The following is a 23654-nucleotide window of genomic DNA, read 5'->3' as shown; positions in this document are numbered from 1 at the left end:
ATTTCTTAAAAGAAAAGATTCTACCTATTTTTTATTTACTCCGGTTAATGAACGGGCAAGATTCAATGACGATTATCATTGCCTGCGTGAATAATTTTTTGTTACTTTGAAAAATATTCTAAACCAAAACTTCACATGAAAAATTCTTTACGCTTTCTTTTCGCCTTATCTTTATTAATCCTTGCGCGCTGCATTTCTTTTGCGCAATGCCAGGCGGCTTATACGCATACGGTGAATGCCGCCACGGTTTCAGTTACCGATGCTTCTACTTACAGCACTTCCATCGGGCATTTGTGGACGTTTGGCGATGGCTATTATGATAACTCCGGCAATCCTGCGCCACACACGTATCAATACGCCACCACTTATACAGTTTGTTTAACCATTTCCGATTCTTTTCCGCAGACCTGCAACAGCACCGTTTGCGATACGGTGCAGATTGTAAATGCCCCGCATGCTCCGTGCAATGCCACCTTTACTGCCAATGTTGACTCTGTGCAGCCCTATGTTTATTTCTATAACAATTCGTCTTACAGCGTGAGTTGGTTCTGGAACTTTGGCGATGGAAATACGTCCACGCTGCAGAGCCCCTCTCACTCCTATTCTGTTAACGCCACGTATTCCGTTTGCCTCAGCACGGTAACTATTTCGGGCGACACGTGTTCTTTCTGCGATACCATTAACTCTACTCCCTGCGCGCAAAAACTGAATGTGGCGGTTACGCATACCACTAATGTGACTACAGTTTCATTTACCGGCACGTGTTCGGGAGCAAGCATTCCTAATTATGATTGGCAGTTTGGCGATGGCAATAATTCTTCGGTTCAGAATCCTGTGCATACGTATCAATACAATGGAACTTATTCCGCCTGCCTGACGTATTGGGATAGTTCCGGTGGATGCGGAAAAACAGATTGCAACACTATTGTGATTACCGGTGGGAGCAATCCGCCTTGTTCGCTTAACTTTAATTATGGCATAGATTCATTGCAGCCAAACACAATTTATTTTAATGCATATTGTTCGTACCCGGTTTCTCAATGGCTTTGGAACTTTGGGGATGGAAATACAGGAACAGGTCAATGGCCTGTTCATACTTACATTACGGGTAACGGCACTTATTCGGTTTGCCTTTCTGCCATCAGGGCAAGTTATAATGATACCTGCACGTTTTGCAGCATGGTAAAAATTGGCGCATGTAATTATCTTCAAGGTGCTGCCTTTTCCGATGCCAATGCCAACTGCATAAAAGACCCCGGTGATAATCCGCTTGGCAACTGGACGGTGCAGGCGCAGGAAACTTCTTCGCAAATTATTTATTCCGGCTCCACTAATTCCAATGGCGATTACAGCATTGCAGTTTCTCCCGGGAATTATACGATAAGTTTGGTTCCTAAAAATTACTGGTCTCAGAACTGCCCTGTTTCCCCTTCTTATTATTCGGCTTCTGTGAATGTATTAAACTTCGTTAATGGTTTAAACTTTGGAATGCAGCCGACTGTTTCCTGTGCCGATTTGGGTGTGAATATTGCCACAACTTCTCAGCGAAGATGTTTGAAGAATAAGTATGCTGTGCAATGCGCAAATTATGGAACAATAAATGTAGCAGGCGCTGTGCTTACCATAGATTTTGACAACCCGCTTGGCAGGATTATTCCGCTCAGCAGCACGCTTCCGTGGAGCAGTTTTTCCGGAACACTTTACACATGGAATCTTGGAACCATGGCAGCCGGCCAACTGGTTTCTTTTACGGTTACTGATTCGGTTTCGTGCAATTCAACGCTTGGAGATACACTCACCGTTCATGCGCAAACAACTCCTTACGCAGGCGATTGCGATTTGACAAATAATAATTCGGAAGATGTGCATACCATCATAGGTTCGAGTGACCCGAATGAGAAGTTGGCAACCACCACTACCAACAAAGTTGCAATTACCACGGCAACCATTCTTAAAACGGACACGGTGTTTTACACCATCGGGTTTCAGAATACGGGAAATGATACTGCATGGAATATTGTGGTGTATGATACAATAGATACACATTTGAATGCTGCATCCATTATCAGCGGAATAAGCAGCCATCCGTACATCTTTCAATCGTTCGGAAATGGAGTGGCGGCATGGACATTCAGCAATATTAATCTTCCCGACAGCACCACCAATGAACTGGCAAGTCATGGCTTTATTAAGTTTCAGATTCTTCAGAAGCCGAATAATCCGGGCGGAACAAAAATTAAAAACCACGCAGCCATTGTGTTTGATTTTAACGCGCCCGTTTTAACCGACACAGTTGTTCTTACTGTGGGTCCTTTAACAAGTGTTTATGCAATGGAGGCAAAAGAGAATATTGAAATTTATCCCAACCCTGCTGAGGGAAAGTTCACGGTTCAAAGTTTAAATCTGAATATTGAGAGGATAGAGATTTATAATGTGTTTGGAGAAAAAGTGTATTCGTTAACCGTTAACCGGAAACAGGAAACCGTAAACCTGAGCGTAGCGAGCGGAATTTATTTCCTGAAAGTGGCAACGGAGCAGGGAATCAGTACAAAGAAAATTATTATCAGCGCTTCCGAATAAGATTTGCTTCGCGCGGCAATTGATAATTACCGCGCCAACCGCGGCAGTTACCGCACTTACCAATTTATTTGCAGTGCTTCAAAATAAGTTTGCAGCGCTTCGAATATAGTTTGCAGTTCTTCAGAATAATCGGTGAGTACTGCAAATAGTATTTGCAGCGCTTCAGAATAAGTTTGCAGTACTTCAAATATATTTTGCGGTACTTCAAAATAATCGGTGAGTTCTCCAAATAATATTTGCAGCGCTACAAATAGTATTTGAAGACCTTCAAAATGTTCTGTGAATATCCACTATGCCGATTTTCGCGCTAAAAACAGCAATTTTCATCTTTGGGACAGCGTTTGCAACAATATGATTACTGATATTACTGCCATGAGAGTAAAGAAAAAAGCAACCAAACAAACGCATAAAAAGAAAAAGGATTTTGTGCCTCATAAAAAAGGCGCGCGCATTGTTTGGGTTAAGAATTTGCACAAGAAAATTCAGAGTTATGCTTCGAAGTTAAACCTCACCGGCACGAAATGAAGGCGGAGTAAAAGAAATATTTTTCAATTATTGCTTGGCGCTTCATTGAATTAGCACTATTTTTGTTGCATTATTCTTTGCTCGTGAAAAATATGGCATATATTTGTTAAAGGCATATTCACGCGGAAAAAATATTTTCTCGGGAAAGTTTCTGGTGCAGCAGTAAGCAATGAAAAAAACAGCGCTCATACTTTTAATTCTTTTCCCTTTCTTCTCTCATGCAACGCATGAGCGCGCAGGAGAAATCACCTATACCTGCCTTGGCGGGCTCACGTATTCCATCACCATCACCACCTACACCAAAGGCAGCAGCAACGCGGCAGACCGCTGCTCTCTCATGATTAACTTTGGAGACGATACCGCACACTATACCGTTTGCCGCGCCAACTATGAACCGGGCGACCCCACTTCCGACCCCTGGACAGCAAATTGCGGTGGCAATGGCAATCCCTGCTCCACGCATCACATGGGCGAATGGTCAACTGCCTGCGGGGTGAACCTGCAAAGCATTGATGTGAAAAAAAATGTTTACACCATTACGCATACGTATCCCGGTCCTGGTGCTTATATTATTTCCATGACCGACCCCAACCGCAACAACGGCATCATAAATATTCCCGGCAATCAGGTAAAAACCCCTTTCAGCATACAGGATACGTTAATCATAAATCCTTTCATCGGCTGCAACTCATCGCCCGTTCTCAACTACTGCCCCATTGACCGCGCCTGCGCAGGAAAATTATTCATTCACAACCCGGGCGCAGTAGACCCTGACAATGATAGTTTATCCTATAAACTCGGAGTGTGCTACGAAGATGCCAACCTGCCCATTTCCGGCTACTGGCTTCCTTCCGGTGTTTCGGTGAATGCGCTTACCGGAGATTTTATCTGGAATGTTCCTCCCTTTCCGCAAAACGACCCCGATTGCGATGAATGGAACTTTGCCATTGACATTGAGCAGTGGAGAAAAATTGGGGACGGAAGTTATGCGCTCGCAGGCACCGTGCGCAGAGATATGCAGGTAACCGTTTGCGATTGCGCCAACGACCCGCCTGTGATTTCAGCGCACGATACCTGCATTGAAGCCAACACCTCTCTCACGCTCACCGTTACCGCCACCGACCCCGATGGACACAACATAACGCTTTTTACGGCTGCCGGAAACCCCTTCACGCTCACTCCCGCAGCCACTTTTTCAGTTACGGGATTGAATACGCCTGTTGCCACCGGCACTTTCTCCTGGAAACCCGATTGCAAAGAAGTGAGAAGTTCTCCCTATACCGTTACGCTCAAAACCACCGATGACGGGCTGCCCGATAGTCCGCCCATGCCTCTTTCTGCGTTCGCATCGTTTAACATAACCGTGATTGCGCCCGCTCCGAAAAACCTTTCCGCTTCCCCTCATTGCTCCGAAATGAATTTGAAATGGGATGCCGCCCTCTGCAGCCAAACCACCGGCAATGTTTTTAAGGGATATAAAATTTACCGCGCCATTGGCTGCGATTCCAACGTGCCCGGCTATTGCCAAACGAGCGTTCCGGCAGCGTGGGGCTATTCGCTCATTGCCACCGTGGGCAAGAGCATTACTTCTTACACCGACAACAACAACGGGAACGGGCTCACGCATGGAATTATTTACGCCTACCGTGTGGTTGCCTATTACAGCGATGGCGCAGAAAGTTATGCTTCGGCTCCTGCCTGCAACGAACTCAGGCGGGATGTTCCGATTATGACTAACGTGAGCGTGATAAGCACAGGAGCAAACGGAAGCATGTTTATTAAATGGCTGAAGCCGCTCACCGATACTGCGCTCGGAGGAATTGATACGCTTAATGGCCCGCCATTCACCATTAATTTATACCGCTGCGCAGGCAACTGCACGCCTTCCGCTCTCATTGCTTCTTTCACCAATAATTCTTTTGCCGCGCTTGACACCACTTATACCGACACCCCGCTTGGCACTTCCGCTTCGGGATATACTTACCGTGTGGATTTTCATTATGGAACTACTACCAACCCATGCCAGGCGCAGAAAGCATCTTCGGTTTTTCTTTCCTGCAATCCCAGCGATAATCAAATTCAAATTACATGGAACGAGCAGGTGCCGTGGCTCAATTCACAATACGATGTGTTCCGCAAAAATCATTTCACCGGCAACTGGGATTCCATTGCCACTACTACCACGCTGCAAACTTTTACCGACACCGGACTTGCCAACGATACCGTTTACTGTTATAAAGTGAGGAGCACGGGCGCGTATGCCGACCCATCGCTTCCATCGCCATTGATTAATTGGTCACAGGAACTTTGCTGCGCGGCAATAGATAAAACTCCGCCCTGCCCGCCCGCGCTCGCCATTGATTCCAGTTGCATTCTCCAGCAAAATCTTTTAACCTGGACCAACCCGAACAACTCCTGCAGCAACGATGCAATCTATTATATCATTTATTATACGCCTGTTCAGAACGGAGAGTATTCCGTGCTCGATACCATTCATACCATCAGCATCACTTCTTTCCTTCACGATAGTTTAAATTCCATTGCCGGATGCTATGCGGTTACTGCCGTTGATTCCTTCGGAAACCAAAGCGCGTTCAGCAATGTGGTGTGCGTGGATAATTGCCCGTACTACGAGTTGCCGAATGTGTTCACGCCCAACGCGGACGGCTCCAACGATTATTTCACTCCGCTGCATCCGTATAAATATGTAAAGGATATTGACATCCGCATTTACAACCGCTGGGGCACGGAAGTATTCCACACCACTGACGCGGAAATCATGTGGAACGGAAAAAGTTCGCAGACAAACAAACTTTGCTCCGATGGCGTGTATTATTACATCTGCATTGTGAATGACATCCGCCTCGAAGGAATTGTTCCGCGCGCGCTGAAAGGAAATGTTACCATCCTGAGCCACGAGTAAGAAGCCCCGCGCAATTCTTTTGTACATTCGTCACGCATGTTTACAGGAATCATTGAAGCGCCTGGAAAAATTGTTTCCATAAAAAAAGAAAAAGGAAACAGTACGTTCATCGTTGAATCTTCTTTCGCAAATGAATTGAAAGAAGGACAAAGCGTGGCGCATAATGGAGTGTGCCTGACCGTGACCTCACCCCCAACCTCTCTCCTTAAAAAGGAGAGGGGAATTTATTCGGTTACTGCAATAAAAGAAACTCTCTCCAGAACCAATCTCGGAAAATTAAAAGTTGGCGATGAAATAAATTTAGAACGTCCGCTGAAAGTTGGCGACAGGGTGGATGGGCATTTTGTGCAGGGGCATGTGGATACAACAGCGAAAGTTAAATCAATTAAGAAAGAGAAAGGAAGTTGGCTATTTCAATTCAAAATTCAAAATTCAAAATTCAAAAGTTTAATTATTGACAAAGGAAGCATTTGCATTAACGGAGTTTCATTAACTGTTGTGGCTGTTAACCATCCACCATCAACCATTCAACATAAACCATTGTCTTTTTCCGTTGCCATCATCCCTCACACTTTTTCTCACACTAATTTCAAATCGCTGAAAGTCGGCAATGAAGTGAATATCGAGTTTGACATTCTCGCAAAGCACATCCATAAAACTTTTTCTTCCCTCCATTATTAGTATCATTTGTTTTATTTGTATCATTAGTACAATTCGTATATTAGAATCATATAACAATTCATGAACAAGAAACTTTTTTTATTAGATGCAATGGCGCTCATCTACCGCGCGTATTATGCGTTGGTAAAATCTCCGCGTGTCACTTCCAAAGGACAAAACACATCCGCAATTTTTGGCTTCACAAATATTTTGCTGGAGCTTCTGAATAAAGAAAAGCCCACGCACATTGCCGTTGCTTTCGATACGCATGCACCAACCGAACGTGAAACTGTCTATTCCGAATATAAAGCGCACCGCCAGGCAACACCGGAAGATATTATTGCATCTGTTCCGTACATAAAAAAAATTCTTGAAGGATTTGGAATTCCTGTTCTGGAATGTGACGGGTTTGAAGCGGACGATGTCATCGGCACGCTTGCAAAAAAAGCGGAGAAACACGGCTACGAAACATACATGGTTACTTCCGATAAAGATTTCGGACAGCTGGTGAGTGATAAAACTTTTATGTTCCGTCCGCCCGCATTCAAAAGCGGCTGGACCACGTTGCGCGAAGAAGATATTCTCAAGCGATGGGAAATAAAAAATGTGGCGCAGGTGAAAGATATTTTAGGTTTGATGGGCGATTCGGCAGATAATATTCCCGGAGTTCCGGGCGTGGGAGAAAAAACCGCCATCAAACTGGTGAATGAATTCGGAAGCGTGGAAGGTGTAATAAAAAATGCCGATAAGCTGAAAGGGAAACTCCAGGAAAATGTGAGGAACTTTTCTCAGCAGGCATTGCTATCCAAACAACTCGCCACCATTCATTGCGAAGTTCCTGTGAAATGGGATGAAGAGGATTTAATAATTTCTTCTCCAAATAAAGAAATGCTTTCCGAAATTTTTAATGAACTTGAATTCCGCACTATCGCGAAAAGAGTTTTGGGAGAAACTTTTGTTGCGCAAACATCCTCTGTTTCTATAGCTAAAACCAACGGCACAACGGTTGTTTCAGAAATAAAAACGGAAACAACTACTACAATTCTCACCGAAGAGCCAACAAAAATATTATCCACGATAAAAGATATTCCGCACACGTATCATTTGGTTGACACCAAAGAGAAAAGAAAAAAACTCATAGCGGAATTATCCAGACAAAAATCTATTTGCTTTGATACGGAAACAACCGGAACAGATGCGCACAACGTGGAACTGGTGGGAATATCTTTTTCATTCAAACCGACAGAAGCATATTACATTCCGGTTCCTGAAAATTACAATGAAGCGCAAGCAATAGTAAATGAGTTCAAAGAAATTTTTGAAAATGAAAAAATAGAAAAGTCCGGGCAGAATATTAAATACGATATGTCCGTACTGAAATGGTACGACATAGAGATAAAAGGAAAACTTTTCGACACGATGATAGCGCATTACCTCATTCAGCCCGACATGCGCCACAACATGAACATTCTTGCCGAAACCTATTTGCACTATTCTCCCGTTTCCATTGAAACGCTCATAGGAAAAAAAGGGAAAGGGCAACTCAGCATGCGTGCTGTTCCGACAGAACAAATTTGCGAATACGCTGCGGAAGATGCAGACATCACTCTTCAGCTTGGAGAAAAATTTATGCCGATGCTGAAAGAAACGGAAACAAAAAAACTTTTCGAGGAAGTGGAGATGCCGCTCGTTCCCGTTCTGTCCGCTATGGAATCGGAAGGAGTAAAAATAGATATCAGCGCGCTGAAAGAATTATCATCCGTACTTGCAAATGATATTGTGAAATCAGAAAAAGAAATTTATTCCCTTGCCGGAAAAGAATTTAATATTTCTTCTCCGAAGCAAGTGGGGGAAATTCTTTTTGAAGAATTGAAGATTGCAGAGAAAAGCAAAAAAACAAAAACCGGCCAGCATGCAACCAGTGAAGACATCCTGGAAAAATTAAAAGGCACTCATCCTATCATAGATAAAATTCTTGATTACCGCGAACTGCAGAAACTGAAAAACACCTATGTGGATACACTTCCGGAACTGGTGAATCCAAGAACGGGAAGAGTTCATACAACATATAGTCAAATTGTGGCAGTGACCGGAAGATTAAGTTCCGACAATCCCAATCTTCAGAACATTCCCATCCGCACCGAACGCGGAAGAGAAATCCGCAAAGCGTTTGTTCCGCGAAATAATAATTTCACTTTGCTCTCTGCTGATTATTCGCAGGTGGAACTTCGCGTGATTGCCGCGCTGAGCGAAGATGAAAATATGATTGAAGCGTTCAAAAGCGGAAACGATATTCACTCGGCAACCGCGTCAAAAGTTTATAATGTTCCCATTGATAATGTAAATTCAGATATGAGACGCAATGCCAAGATGGTGAACTTCGGAATCATCTATGGAATTTCTGCTTTCGGATTGGCGCAGCGGCTGAATATTCCGCGCACGGAAGCAAAAGGAATTATTGATACTTATTTTGCGCAGTATCCGAAAATAAAAGAGTACATGAATAAAAGCATTGAACTCGCTAAAGAAAAAGGATACGTGGAAACTATTTTAGGAAGAAGAAGATATTTACGCGACATTAATTCAAGCAACCACACCGTTCGCGGATTTGCGGAGCGCAATGCCATTAACGCGCCTATTCAAGGCAGCGCTGCGGATATGATTAAGATTGCAATGATAAACATCCAGAAAGAATTCCAAAAGAAAAAATTCAAATCGAAAATGATTTTGCAGGTGCACGATGAATTGGTTTTTGATGTTCACAAAGATGAAATTGAAGACGTGAAACCCCTCGTGGAAGACAAAATGAAACATGCTCTGAAACTTTCCGTTCCCATTGAAGTGGAAGCAGGCACCGGCTCCGACTGGCTCTCAGCCCATTAGAAATAATCAACAAGTTGGCTGATAGAATATTTTTTTATCTTTGGCAATTCCAATGAAAAACCTTTTATTCATTTAACCAAATCATCATGAAAGTTTTGAAAAAATTATTTCTTGGCGGCATTTTAATTTCTTTTCTTTCTCCTTTCTTCAGCAGTTGCGGAGGCAACGAAGGAAAAGGTGAAGGCGAAGAAACCGACACCTCTGACGTGGGCAGCACAGGAGGAATGACCAAAACCACCAGCAAGGCGCAAAATATTTTTTACGCCATTCCTTCCCCCATTGAACTTGCGCAGTTAATTCAGAAAGCCGGAGCAAAGTATAATAAGGATTTGCTCAACAATCCGAACGATGCGGGAAAATACATGAGCAACACGAGCAAGGCGCTGAACCTTGGCGTGTATGGCGCTGACCTGAGTTATACCAGCGTGTTTGATGACAATACGCAGGAATCCATTCTCTATCTTGCCGCCACGCGCAAACTTGCCGAGTCGCTTGGAGTAGGAAATGCGTTTGACGAAAAAACCGTTGAGCGCGTGCAGGCAAACTCAGGAAAAAAAGATTCGCTGCTGACTATTATTTCCGGTTCTTACATGACTACCGATGAAATGCTGAAAGAAAGCCAGCGCGAAAGTTCTTCTGCACTTGTAATTGCGGGCGGATTCATTGAAGCGCTTTATCTGGGAACGCAGCTTGCGAAGACCTCAAAAAATCCGCAGGACATTGTTACCCGCATTGCAGAACAAAAAGGAACGATGGATAATGTGGTAGGACTGCTCAGCACCTACGAAAAAGATGCAGGAGTGGCTTCGGTGCTGCCCGATGTAAAATCGCTCAAAGAAATTTTTGATATGGTGAAGATGGAAACAAAAACCAACTCAGATGTAAAAACAAATCCTTCCACCAAAGTAACTACTATCGGAGGAAAAATTTCTTATTCAATTTCTCCTGATATGGTGGACAAACTCACTGTCAAATCCGCTGAAATCAGAAACAAAATCATTACCGGTAAAAACTAAATATCGCATGAAAAATATTTTCAACTCCAAAAGAATAATTTTGATTTGCGCTGCTGCGCTTCTCTTTGTCACCCTGAGCGAAGTCGAAGGGTTTGCACAGTGTAAAGGATTTGTGAAAAAACAAATTCCAAAACTAACGCCTTTCATTCACAACGGGCAAATAAACAGTTCGGTCCTTCTCTCAGGCGACCACGCTGAACTTACGCTCACATTTTATTCCGGGCAAACCTACCGCATCATGGTAGGCGCGCAGGAAACGCTCGGTGATGTTTGGTTTGTAATGAAAGATGCAAGCAAAACCCAACTCTTCAGCAGTAAAGACCAGGGAAAATCAGATTACTGGGATTTTTCGGTTGAGTCCACCCAGCAGCTTACCATCGAAGTAATGGTTCCCGATTCGGATGCCCCATCCGGCTTGGTGCCCAGCGGCTGTGTTTCCATTCTGGTTGGATTCAAGCAGTAAAAATTTTAGTTGTCTTTGCTTCGCTGCATTCCTTTTTTACTGCTATATAATAGTATCTTTGCCATCCTAAAATTTCAGGAAGTATAATTCGTCTTTAATAAAAATGGGCTTAGACAGAAACACTCTTATCGGCATCAGTTTGATTTGCGCCATTATGTTCGCATGGATGTGGTATGCCGCGCCAACGAAGGAACAAATAGAAAAACAAAAGCACACAAAAGATTCGCTGGAGTTGGTTCAGAAGCAGAAGGCACAAGATACAGTCGGCAGTCGGCAGTTGGCGGTTGGCAAGGATACATCAGCCATCAGCCATCAACCATCAACCATTTCTGATTCTGCCCTTGCAAACAAGTATGATGTTTTTTCTTCTGCGGCAAATGACTCGAACCAATTTTTCACAATTGAAAATGAAAAACTCAAAGCAACCATTTCAAAGAAAGGCGGAAGAATTTCTTCCGTGCTTCTGAAAAAATATTTTCGCTTCGATTCCACCGCGCTGGAATTATTTGACAAGGATTCTTCTTCCTTCGGAATTTTATTCGACACCGAACATAACCGCACCATCAACACGCTAGATTTATTTTTTCAGCCAACCGGAACTTCATTTGAAGTGAAAGAAGGCGAAACGAAAAAAATTTCCATGCGCTTGTATGCAAACAATGACAAGGCAAAATATATTGAATACGAATACTCGCTCGCAGGAAATTCTTACCTGCTCGGTTGCAAATTAAATATTGTCGGCATGCAGGATGTGGTGGCTTCCAACCTGAATGAGTTCAGTTTGAACTGGGCGATGAAAATTCCTTCGCAGGAACAAACCCTGAAAAATCAGCAGGCGGCTTCCACAGTTTATTTTAAATATCTGGATGAAGACCCGGATTACATCAGCGAGATGAAAGACGAAACAAAAAATCTTTCTGCAAAAACAAAATGGGTGGCGTTCAAGCAGCAATTTTTTACTTCGGTGATTATCGCAGACGATTTTTTTGACAAGTCGGGCGCGGATGTGACTTCGCGCAATGAAAAAACTTCTGAGAAATATATAAAAGATTTTTCTGCAAACCTCACCATTCCTTATTCGCACAAGCCGAATGAAAGTTTCGGAATGAAATTTTATTTCGGACCGAATCATTATCAAACGCTGAAACAATTTGAAGGGCTCGAACTCGAGCGGCAGATTCCTCTGGGATGGGGAGTTTTTGGTTGGGTAAATCGTTTTCTGGTAATTCCGATTTTTAATTTCCTTGAAGGGATTCATGTGAGTTACGCGCTCATTATTCTCGCTCTTACTTTAGTTTTCAAAATTCTTCTTTTCCCGGTTGCCTATAAAACCTATGTGTCGTCTGCAAAAATGAAAGTTCTGAAACCGGAAATTGACGAGATAAACAAAAAATTCGGCAAGGATGACCCGATGAAAAAGCAGCAGGCAACCATGGCGCTCTATAGAAAAGCAGGCGTGAGCCCGCTTGCCGGATGCATTCCCGCACTGCTGCAAATGCCCATTCTCATTGCGCTCGTTCGGTTTTTTCCTTCATCCATTGAACTTCGCCAGCACGGTTTCTGGTGGGTGAAAGATTTTTCTTCGTTCGATTCAATTTGGAATTTCGGGCATGTGCCAGTGATAGATTTTATTTATGGCGACCACGTGAGCGTGTGGGCGCTGCTCTGCACCATCACCACTTTAATTTATACGCAGATGAACAGCCAACTGATGAGCAGCACGCAAAACCAGCAAATGCCCGGAATGAAATACATGATGTACATTATGCCGGTGATGTTTCTTCCATTCCTCAATAAATTTTCTGCGGGGCTGAGTTATTATTACACGCTTGCGAACGTAATCAGCTTTTTACAGATGTGGGTAATCAGAAAATATCTGGTGGACGATAAAAAATTGCATGCGCAGATTGCCGAGCACATGAAGAAACCCGAAAAACCAAAATCTTCTTTCCAGCAGAAATTACAGAAGCGATTGGAAGAAGTGCAGAAGAGCAGAAATGGCACTTCGCAGAAAAGAGTGAAATAGTTTACGAAAGAAATTTTTTAGCAGCGCTAATTGCTTTGTCAAGTCCCTCCGCATTGTTTCCGCCTGCAGTTGCGTAGAAGGGTTGTCCGCCACCGCCACCGTTAATTTCTTTAGCGAGTTCCTTCACAATGTTTCCGGCATGAAGATTTTTTTCTTTCACGAGATTATCGGAAAGCATTACGGTTAAACTTGGTTTGCCATTCACGTTCGCGCCAAGCACGAGAAAAAGATTTTCTATTTTGTTTTTCAGTTCGAAGGAAAGTGTTTTAATTGCTTCGGAAGAATCGAGTTCAATTTTTTCTGTAATAAAATTAATTCCATTCTGCTTTTTCACTTTAGAAATTAATTCTGCCTGAACGAATTTTGCTTTTTCATGAAGAACAGATTCAACTTTCCGCGCCAGTTCAGAATTTTCATTTTGTAATTGCTCAATGCTTTTAAAAATATCTTTCGGATTTTTTAGCAGTTCTTTAATCTGATTCAGCGTTCCGATTTGGCGGTTGATAAATTCTTCTGCCTTCACCGCAGTCACCGCTTCAATCCTGCGGATGCCGGCAGCCACCGCGCCCTCAGAAGTAATTTTGAAATAACCGATTTGTCCGGTGCTCAGCGCGTGCGTTCCTCCACAGAGTTCGATGGAAAAATTTTTATCAAATGTTACTACGCGAACAGTATCTCCGTATTTTTCTCCGAAGAGCGCCATTGCTCCCAATTGTTTTGCTTTATCAAGCGCCATCACTTCCACATTGCGCGAAATATTCTCGCGTATTTTTTCATTCACGCGCGCTTCAATCTTTGCAAGTTCTTCATCCGTAACTTTTGAAAAATGCGAAAAGTCAAAGCGTAAATGCTCCTCATTCACAAGCGAACCTTTCTGTTCCACGTGCTTTCCTAAAATTTCTCTCAGCGAAGCATGAAGCAAATGCGTAGCGGTGTGATTGTTCATCGTGAGCAAACGTTTTTGCTTGTCAACTCGAGCAATAAGCAATGTTGTAACATCAGTTGGCATTTTATCTGCAATTAGAATGTATAAGTCATTTTCTTTTTTTGTATTAGTAATAATTATTTTTTCTCCTCTTGATTCAAGGATTCCAGTATCGCCAACCTGTCCTCCGCTCTCAGCATAAAACGGATTCATGTGGAGGACAATTTGATATTGTTCTTTGCCTTTACTTTTAACTTTTCTGTATTTAATAATTCTGGTTTGAGTTTCCAAGGAATCATAACCAACAAATCCTCCTGTATGAAAAGTATCATCACTTATCACATCAACCCAATCATCTGTATCAATCACATTTGCGTTTCTTGAACGCTCTTTCTGCTTTTCCATTTCCGTTTCAAAACCTTTTTCGTCAATGCTCAAACCATATTGCCGCGCGATAAGCGAAGTGAGGTCAACCGGAAATCCATAAGTATCGTATAATTCAAAAATAGTTTTTCCGTCCACAATTTTTTCTTTACCCGAATTAGAAATTGATATGCAAACACTGTCAATTTTTTTCAATCCCTGTTCGAGCGTGCGGAAGAAAGAAATTTCTTCTTCCTTGATTACTTTTTCCACAAAAAGTTTCTGAGAATTTATTTCCGGAAAAAAATCTCCCATCTGATTTGCGAGCACAGGAACTAAACGATAAAGAAACGGCTCTTTGATTCCGAGCGACTGATAACCATAGCGAACCGCCCTGCGTAAAATTCTTCTTATCACATAACCGGCTCCGGTGTTGGAAGGAAGCTGCCCGTCAGAAATCGCAAATGAAATCGCACGAATGTGATCAGCAATCACACGCATGCCAATGTTAATTAGTTCGGAGTTGGGAGTTTTGAGTTCGGAGTAGCGCAAGCCGCAGAGGTCTTCGATTTTGCGAATGATGGGTTGAAAAACATCTGTATCGTAAGTAGATTTTTTTCCCTGCAGAACCATGCACAAGCGTTCGAATCCCATTCCGGTATCCACATGCCGCGCGGGAAGTTTTTCGAGCGAGCCGTCTGCTTTTCGATTGAACTCGATGAAAACCAAATTCCAGATTTCAATCACCTGCGGATTTCCTTTGTTCACCAACGTTTTTCCATCTGCCTTACTTCTTTCCTTGTCATCGCGCAAGTCAACATGAATTTCAGAGCATGGTCCGCATGGTCCGGTATCGCCCATCTCCCAGAAATTATCTTTTTTATTTCCGTTTAGTATTCGTGAAGAAGGAAAATAATTTTTCCAGCTATCATACGCTTCCTGGTCTAAAGGAATTTTTTCCTCAGAACTTCCTTCGAAAACGGTTACATACATTCTGTCGGGAGAAATTTTATAAACGCCCGTGAGAAGTTCGTATGCCCATTTGATTGCTTCCTTCTTAAAATAATCTCCGAAACTCCAGTTGCCGAGCATTTCAAACATCGTGTGATGATAGGTGTCAATACCCACTTCCTCCAAATCATTATGCTTGCCCGAAACGCGCAAACATTTTTGCGTGTCGGCAACGCGCGGAAATTTTATGGGAGCATTTCCTAAAAATAAATCTTTGAACTGATTCATGCCTGCGTTGGTGAACATCAGCGTGGGATCATTCTTAATCACCAGCGGAGCGGAGGGAACAATTTCGTGGTCTTTCCCCCGGAAATATTCTAAAAACTTTTCTCTAACTTTGCTCGATTTCATTTTATTTGATTACACCGATATTAACTCCAAGATTACACCGATTGTTATATGTTGGCAATCCTGTTAATTGATAATCTCCTCGGTGTGACAAAAGTAAATTTTTTATCTACCTTTGCATATACTTTTTACAGATTCGTACATTAGTAAATAAAGAAAGATGTCTAAAATCAAGTATAAATTTAATACGCACTCGCTGACCTATGAAAAAGTAGGATTCAGCTGGAGAAAAATTATTCTGCGCGTACTTTCTTATCTCGCCATTGGAACTGTGTTTGCGGGCATAACTGTTTTCATCGCCTTCACCTATTTCGATTCTCCCAAAGAAAAAATGCAGAAGCGTGAAATTGAGTGGATGACCTATCAATATGACATCCTCAACAAAAAACTCGGGCAAGTTCAAACTGTGTTAGGCGATATTCAAAAACGCGATGACAATATTTACCGGATGATTTTTGAAGCTGATCCCATTGCCGATGAAATCCGCAAAGCAGGATTCGGTGGTGTAGATAGATACAAAGAATTGGAAGGTTATGAAAATTCAAAACTAGTTGTTGAGAGCACAAAGAAACTCGATCAACTTTCAAAACAACTTTACATCCAGTCAAAATCATTTGACGAAGTGGTGAAGATGGCGAAGAACAAAGAGCAGATGCTCGCTTCGATTCCCGCCATTCAGCCAATTTCAAATAAAGATTTGAAACATGAACCTTCGGGTTATGGCTGGAGAACCGATCCCATTTACAAAACTTCCGAGTTTCATCCGGGGCTTGATTTCACTGCGAACACCGGAACAGAAATTTATTCCACAGGCGATGGTGTGGTGGAAGAAGCAAATGCCGATGCGCAGGGATACGGAAATCATGTCATCATCAATCACGGTTTCGGATATAAAACTTTGTACGGGCACATGAGCCGCATGGCAGCGCATGTCGGGCAAAAAGTGAAGCGCGGAGAATTGATTGGCTATGTGGGAAGCACCGGCCGCTCCACCGGTCCGCACGTGCATTACGAAGTAATTAAAAATGGCGAGAAGGTAAATCCCATTCATTATTTCTTCAACGACCTTTCTCCGGAAGAATACCAGCAGATGATTGAACTTTCTTCACGCGCATCGCAATCGTTCGACTAATCGGTACAGATAACTAATCATTTACAGATTTGCGAAATTACAAATGGATACAAAAATATTTGAGTCCATTCGTAATTCTGTAAATTAGTATCCTTTCGTTATCTGTACCCGAATGAATTCAAAAAAATATATTGGCTTTTTCACTGCCACTTCCATTGTCATTGCGAACATGATTGGAACCGGTGTGTTCACCAGTTTAGGATTTCAGGCGGCCGGACTTCATTCAGGATTTGCGTTGTTGCTGCTTTGGGTGATTGGAGGAATTGCCGCACTCACTGGCGCGCTCTGCTATGGAGAATTGGGCGCTGCGCTTCCGCGCTCGGGCGGTGAATATAATTTTCTCTCGCGGATTTATCATCCGGCAGTCGGATTTCTTTCCGGATGGGTTTCGGCAACGGTTGGATTTGCCGCGCCTGTTGCTGCATCGGCAATCGCGCTGGGAAAATATTTGTCGCGGGTTTTTCCGGAGATGAATCCGGTTTACGTTGCAGCGGCAGTTGTAATTTTTCTTACGCTCATTCATGTCAGTAATTTAAAAACCGGAAGAGGAATTCAGAATTTTCTTACGGCAACAAACGTACTGGTGATTCTGGGAATTATTTTTTTCGGAGTGCTGGCGCATAGAACAGGAACTGCAAGTTTTTCTGCAACAAGAAACACAGCAAACGATATTTTCAGTCCCGCATTCGGTGTTTCACTTTTCTTTGTTTCATTCGCGTATTCCGGTTGGAATGCTTCCACCTATATTGCCGGAGAAATTGAATCACCGCAGAAAAATCTTCCGCGCTCGCTCTTCAGCGGAACATTGCTCGTGCTTTTTCTCTATGTGCTGCTGAATTTTGTTTTTCTCTATACCATTCCGCTGGATGAAATGAAAGACGCGGATGGATTTCCGGTGGTGGACATCGGCTCGCTCGCTGCTGCAAAAATTTTCGGAGCCACCGGAGGAAAAATTATTGCGATAGTAATTTCCATGCTGCTGCTTTCATCCGTAAGCGGAATGATTCTCGCAGGTCCCCGCGTTTCGCAGGTAATGGGTGAAGACCATCACATGTTTCGGTTTTTCTCTATGAAAAATAAAAACGGAATTCCGTTCATCGCCATTCTCTCGCAGAGCTGCATCACACTTTTTTTTATTTTCACTTCCACTTTTGACGCTGTGATAACTTACATTGGATTTACATTAAACCTGATGACATTTTTTTCTGTGCTCGGATTATTTGTGCTGAGAATTAAAAAACCTGATTTGCTCCGCCCTTATAAAACATGGGGTTATCCCGTAACGCCAATTATTTTTTTATTGTTCGGTGCTTGGCTGCTTGTTTACGGCTTAATGTTTAAGCAGAAAGAATCTCTTGCCGGATTTGCCACTGTGGCAATCGGCTTACTTGTTTATTTTGCAGATAAAAAAATTTCAGATGAGAAAAATGCCTAGGGCTAAAGCCCGGTTTCTTCTTCGCTCATTAGCCCCGACCTTAAGGTCGGGGCTAATGAAATTCCCAAGCAAGATGGGCTTTAGCCCATGTTGGCCTTTCATTTTATTTTTTACAACAGCAATTATCTTTTCAAATTGCGGAAATGAAAAAACCTGCGAGCAAAAGAAAGAACTAAAAAAAGATTCCTTTGCAAAAGATACTTTGGTAAAAACGGAGAAGAAAAAAATCTACGAGAGAAAATACAATGACATTGCCCGTTTCATTGCGGGAATGCCTGCTGATTCAAATTCCACATTGGATTCATCTTTGCTCGTTGATAAAGAGTGGCAGAAGTTTTCAAAAAATATGGAAGCGCGCTGGCAGAAATACGACAGCACGCGCCTTCAGAAAATTTCAGCATGGGCGAAGAAGGAGATTCCTGATTCGGTTTCGCACACATTATTCTATCCTTTTTCCGGACCGGATTTTTTGAATGCGGAAATATTTTTCCCGAATTCAGATACCATGGTTCTTGTGGGGCTTGAGCCGAGAGGAAAAATTCCTGTAATCAGAAAAAATTCCAGCGATTCATTGGAAAAATATTTGAATGAAGTGGAGCGCTCGCTCAACTCCATTTTGAATTTCAGTTTTTTCAGAACACTCAGCATGAAAAAGGACCTGGAACAAAAAGAAGTGAATGGAACTATTCCTGTCATGTTATTGTTTCTCGTGCGCACAGGAAATTTCATAGAGAATATTCAAATGATTTATCTTGCTCCATCCGGAAAAATAATTTACAGCGATGCTGAGGCAGATTCTATAAAAACGCAGGGAGTGGAAATCACTTTTCATAAAACCGGAGAAGAAAAACCAAGAATACTTTTTTATTTCTCTGTTGATTTATCCGATGCAGGAGTGAAAAATAAAACACCGCAGTTTGTTTCATTCGTGAATGAACTTGGAACGGTAACCACTTTTCTTAAATCCGCTTCTTATCTCATGCATAAAAATTATTTTTCAGTAATCAGAAGTTTGATTTTGAAACAAAGTGATTTACTGCTGCAGGATGACTCAGGCATTCCACTGAAGTTTTTTTCAGATTCAATTTGGAATAATAAATTTTACGGAACATACACGGGAACAATTCCCATGTTCAGCGCGCACAAGCAGGAAGATTTGGTGAAAGCATACCAGGATAAAACAAACGTGAAGTCGCTCGAGTTTGGAATCGGCTACAGATGGCATAAAAACGAATCGAACCTTATGCTGTCGAAGAAGAAAAAGAAATGAAACTCCATCGAAGTACGAAAAAAATACGAACCTACGAACTACGAAGTGTTCTTTTCATCGCTTGTTTGTTTTTTCTTTTGCTTAATGGCAGATTTCAGGATTCATCGCAGAAAGATATTCCAAGAAAAATATCCGATTCAAATTTCATAGAAGAATTGCTGAAAGCCGAACCGGAAAAATTCCAGAGTGTTTTTCAGAACTCAGGAGAGTATAAAGTTCAGATTATTTATACGCAGATTGACAGGGATAAAAAAAATATTCCTCATTTCACACAATATAATTTTCATCTCGACCCTGCAACTTATTTTTATCCTGCAAGCATGGTCAAACTTCCGGCTGCTGCGCTTGCTCTTGAAAAAATAAATTCACTCCGCGAGAAAGGCGTTGACAAATTTTCCCGCCTGAAAATTGACAGCGCGTGGAAGTGCCAGACAAAAATGGAATTTGATTCTACTGCTGAAAACGGTTATCCTTCGGTGGCGCACTTTATCAAGCGCATGCTACTCACGAGCGATGACGAGGCGTACAACCGCATGTTTTCATTTGTCGGAATGGAATTTCTGAACAGGCGGATGCAGGAAATGGGTTATGCGAACACGCGCATCACTCATTCGTTTGATGTGAATTGTCTTGGCGAACTTGCCCGCCACACCAATCCGTTTATCTTTTACGACAAAAGCGGAAAAGAAATTTATCGCCAGCCGATGCTCGTGTGCGAAAAAAAATATCCTCCTCCTTTCGGTGAAATAAAAATAGGGAAAGGATATCTGGACAGCAAAAATAAATTGGTGAATCAGCCGAAGGACTTCACCTATCTGAACTGCATGACCCTGCAGGAAGTTCACGACATGCTTCTCTCCGTAATTTTTCCCGCAAGCGTTCCTGAAGACAAGAGATTCAAACTTACGGGCGATGATTATTCTTTTCTCAGAAAATATCTTTCCATGTATCCGCGTGAGAGCGATTTTCCGAAATACGACAGTAAAAAATATTGGGACAGTTATAAAAAATATTTTCTCTATGGCGATTCAAAGGACTCCATTACGAATAAAAACATCCGCATTTTTAATATTGTGGGGCAGTCGCATGGATTTCTTTCGGATGCCGCCTACATTGTGGACTTTGAAAATAAAACTGAGTTCATGCTTGCCGCCACCATTTATGTGAACAGCGATGGAATTCTGAATGATGGAAAATATGAATACAACGAAATTGGTTTTCCGTTTCTGGCAAATCTGGGGAGAACGATTTATGAGTATGAAAAGAAACGCAAGCGCGAAAATATTCCTGACCTGAGTGAATTTCAATTGAAGTACTGAACTGGTCTTTTCTTTTTCTTCGTTCGTCTAAAATGCATTGCAACTCATTTGCTTAATCAGAATTATTTTTTACATTTGACGTGTTAGTCTAAGCCCCTCTTTGATGAAAAATTGTTGCTCAAATTTTTTTTTAATAATTTCTTTTTTCTGCTTTGTCATTCTGAGCGGAGTCGAAGAATCTATTGGGCAGAACATCAGCATTAATACCACAGGCGCTGCCAATTCTACTTTGAGCATGCTGGAGATTCTTCAAATCAGCACAACTGCCAGTTCAAAAGGTCTGCATATTAGTAACAGCGGAATAATTACAGGAACCGGCTATGGAATATGGTCGGAAGTTACGGGCGCTTCCACCACAAACATTGCAGGTTATTTTTCTGCAACAGGCGGAACAAACAATTATGCTTTGATTGTTCCTGCAAGCAGCGGAATTGTGGGGATTGGAACTGTTGCTCCCACAGCAAATTATTTGACAACTTTTCTTACTAATGGAACAATAGAGAACGGAATTAAAATGAGTTTGGTTGGAGGAGGAGGCGGCAATTTTGGAATCAACATCAGTTCAACGAGCGCAAGCTACAAAGGAATTTTTGCAACAAATTCTTCCAACGCTGGAACTACCTATTATGAAGTTGGCGGTGATTTAACCGGAGGAACTGCCGCAACCGGCTATCTTGGTTATCATACCTCAGGTCTAAATAATTTTGCAGTGTATGGAACAGGAGGCAACTGGGCTGGATATTTTGAAAAAGGAAAAGTTGCGATTACTGCTCTAAATCCTCCAACCGGAACTGCTGACCTTGATGTGCAAAATACAACTGCAGGTGCAGGCATTCCGGCTAGTATCGCTTTGCGGCAATCCACACAAAGCCCAAACATCAATGATATACTTGCTAATTTAGATTTTGGTGCAAGTGATTTAACAACAGGGCAAGCCCGTATTCAAACAATAAGAGGCGCTGCTTCGGGTGGTGCAGGCGATTTACCCACCGATATGCTTTTTTATACCACGCCCGATGCCTCTGCAACTTTAACCGAGAGAATGAGAATTACAAATGCAGGCAATGTAGGCATCGGAACAACTGCGCCTTTATATAAATTGCATTCTACTACAACTGTTGCAGGCAGCAGGGCAATTTATGGTGAAAATACGGATGCAACTGCATTGAGTGGCTACGGAGTTTGGGGGCACTCCATGAATGCTGCCGGCTATGGTATTGGCGGTTATTTTGAAGGCGGCTTCAGGGGAGTTTATGCTCTTGGCGATGTAGGCATTTCTACTATTAATGCTTTTGGTGTTTTGGGTGAAGCCACAGGTAGCACGGGTTCATCAACCGGATCAAAAACTGGCGTGTATGGCAAATCGTATGCGACAACTCCGGGACTTAATTATGGTTTGTATGGCGATGCTTTAAACAGCACAGTTGGAAACTATGGCTTATGGGTTCAGAATGGTGAAACAAAAATAACCGATGGGAATGGAGCAGTTCCCGTAAGAACCGCGAATGGAAGCATTGCCACTTCTGTTAATGGAAGCAACCGGATTTGGTACAGAACAAATAATACAAATTATTTTGTAAATAACAGCGGAGTTGGAGATTATTCTGAATTTTTCAAAACATCTGATACTACTCTTGCGATAGGAGAAATTGTTTCCTTAAGTTCGGTTAATGATAATGGGGTGCAACGGGCAAATTCAAAAGAGCAAATGCTGCTCGGTGTAGTTTCAAAATACGGCACAAGAAATAATGATGACCAGGAAGGACAGCGCATGTACGATAAAAAATCTGTAAATATTGCCCTGCTTGGTCAGTTGCTTGTAAAGGTTTCGGATGAGAACGGAAACATTTCTCCAGGTGACCCGCTTACGCTTTCAGAAAAACATCCGGGCGTTGCCGTAAAAGCAATCACCGATGGAAAAATTATTGGCTATGCAATGACGCATTATCCCTATGTGGACGGAGAAGAACATTACCCAACACATACCGATGCCAAAGGAGAAAAAGATTGTTTGAAAGAACCGCATGTAATGGCATTGATTCAGCAATCATACTGGTCTTCACAAAATTCACAGCAGAAAATACTTGATTCTCAAAAAATGGAAATTGAAAAACTGAAGGCGGAAAATAATTTATTCAAAACCGACATTGAAAAAATAAAACTACATTTGGGCATTGATGCGAAGTCGGAAAAATAAATCGTATCAATTATTAATAACCACTTAAAACCTAAAACATCATGGCAGAAAAAGGAACAATTATTTCCACCAATACAACAGCGAATGGCAACCCGGGAACAGTGCGAAGAGATGAAATTCCGGGAACACCAACCATTGATTTTAAAAATCCCAAAGGCCTTACTCTAGCCGCGGGATATAAAGTGAACATGACCGTTGACACTTCGGGCGGATACGATTTTGCCAACATAGATGACATAAGAAGCACCGATCCTCTCGAACCGGATGATGAAGGAACTCTATATGACGCGGCTCATCCTATTGCCGGAGACCTTAAAGTAACAGCAGGCACAGTTACGTTAAGCGGCACCAACGTTGGCGGAAATATTACGGTAAATGCAGCAAAAATAATTATCAAATCGCATAATGGGGTGAAGACAACTGTGGGCAAAGGACTGAAAGCACAAAACGGAGCGCAGATAGTTTTCTACAATTCGGTAATACAGGGAACGGCAGTAGTAAATAACAGCCAGTCGTTAAGCGCATTAAATGGTAATATGAACAGCACAGTTGTTGCGAATAATAATACCAGCAGCGTT

Annotated in this window: 15 protein-coding genes; 14 read left to right on the top strand and 1 reads right to left on the bottom strand. The window is 42.3% G+C overall.

Annotation, left to right across the window (positions count from 1 at the left end; translation table 11 throughout):
- Positions 1–135: 135 nt before the first annotated feature.
- The 8 genes from HY063_10275 (at position 136) to yidC (ending at position 13076) form a co-directional block, all read left to right on the top strand.
- Entirely contained in the window at positions 136–2580 is a 2445-nt protein-coding gene (locus HY063_10275) for a PKD domain-containing protein (protein ID MBI3502171.1), read from the top strand.
- A 279-nt stretch (positions 2581–2859) separates the two neighbouring features.
- Positions 2860–3105, top strand: coding sequence for a hypothetical protein (locus tag HY063_10270; protein MBI3502170.1), 246 nt, complete (start codon positions 2860–2862; stop codon positions 3103–3105).
- Between the two features lie 169 nt (positions 3106–3274).
- The gene (locus tag HY063_10265; protein MBI3502169.1) at positions 3275–6028 is read left to right on the top strand and encodes a gliding motility-associated C-terminal domain-containing protein; all 2754 of its coding nucleotides are present in this window, start codon (positions 3275–3277) and stop codon (positions 6026–6028) included.
- Positions 6029–6064: 36 nt separating this feature from the next.
- A complete protein-coding gene (locus HY063_10260) occupies positions 6065–6709 on the top strand; it encodes a riboflavin synthase (GenBank protein ID MBI3502168.1) in 645 nt (214 codons plus the stop codon).
- Between the two features lie 60 nt (positions 6710–6769).
- A complete protein-coding gene (gene polA / locus HY063_10255) occupies positions 6770–9571 on the top strand; it encodes a DNA polymerase I (protein MBI3502167.1) in 2802 nt (933 codons plus the stop codon).
- Positions 9572–9657: 86 nt separating this feature from the next.
- Complete coding sequence (locus tag HY063_10250) at positions 9658–10587, top strand: hypothetical protein (GenBank protein MBI3502166.1); 930 nt, start codon at positions 9658–9660, stop codon at positions 10585–10587.
- 7 nt (positions 10588–10594) lie between these two features.
- Positions 10595–11050, top strand: a complete 456-nt coding sequence (locus HY063_10245; GenBank protein MBI3502165.1) for a hypothetical protein — start codon at positions 10595–10597, stop codon at positions 11048–11050.
- A gap of 103 nt (positions 11051–11153) precedes the next feature.
- Positions 11154–13076 carry a membrane protein insertase YidC gene (yidC, locus tag HY063_10240; GenBank protein MBI3502164.1) on the top strand — a complete coding sequence of 641 codons (1923 nt, stop codon included), beginning with the start codon at positions 11154–11156 and terminating at the stop codon, positions 13074–13076.
- A gap of 1 nt (position 13077) precedes the next feature.
- On the opposite strand, the gene alaS is transcribed toward yidC, so the two are convergent.
- A complete protein-coding gene (alaS, locus tag HY063_10235) occupies positions 13078–15726 on the bottom strand; it encodes an alanine--tRNA ligase (GenBank protein MBI3502163.1) in 2649 nt (882 codons plus the stop codon).
- A gap of 157 nt (positions 15727–15883) precedes the next feature.
- Here alaS and HY063_10230 point away from each other — a divergent pair, with 157 nt between their 5' ends.
- From HY063_10230 to HY063_10205, 6 genes are all read left to right on the top strand, one after another.
- Positions 15884–16855: a M23 family metallopeptidase gene (locus HY063_10230; GenBank protein MBI3502162.1), complete on the top strand. Its 972-nt coding sequence runs from the start codon at positions 15884–15886 to the stop codon at positions 16853–16855.
- Between the two features lie 112 nt (positions 16856–16967).
- Positions 16968–18290 (top strand): amino acid permease, encoded by a 1323-nt coding sequence (locus HY063_10225; protein MBI3502161.1) that lies wholly within the window; start codon positions 16968–16970, stop codon positions 18288–18290.
- Between the two features lie 55 nt (positions 18291–18345).
- Complete coding sequence (locus HY063_10220) at positions 18346–19560, top strand: hypothetical protein (protein ID MBI3502160.1); 1215 nt, start codon at positions 18346–18348, stop codon at positions 19558–19560.
- Positions 19557–20879: a serine hydrolase gene (locus tag HY063_10215; GenBank protein ID MBI3502159.1), complete on the top strand. Its 1323-nt coding sequence runs from the start codon at positions 19557–19559 to the stop codon at positions 20877–20879. Before HY063_10220 ends, HY063_10215 begins: the two co-directional genes overlap by 4 nt.
- A 103-nt stretch (positions 20880–20982) precedes the next feature.
- Positions 20983–23076 carry a hypothetical protein gene (locus tag HY063_10210; protein ID MBI3502158.1) on the top strand — a complete coding sequence of 698 codons (2094 nt, stop codon included), beginning with the start codon at positions 20983–20985 and terminating at the stop codon, positions 23074–23076.
- A gap of 41 nt (positions 23077–23117) precedes the next feature.
- Positions 23118–23654, top strand: a 537-nt coding sequence (locus HY063_10205; GenBank protein MBI3502157.1) for a hypothetical protein, incomplete at its 3' end; no start/stop codon positions are given.

The organism is Bacteroidota bacterium, assembly GCA_016195025.1.
Lineage (GTDB): Bacteria > Bacteroidota > Bacteroidia > Palsa-948 > Palsa-948 > Palsa-948.
This window is presented reverse-complemented; position numbering and strand designations above follow the sequence as displayed.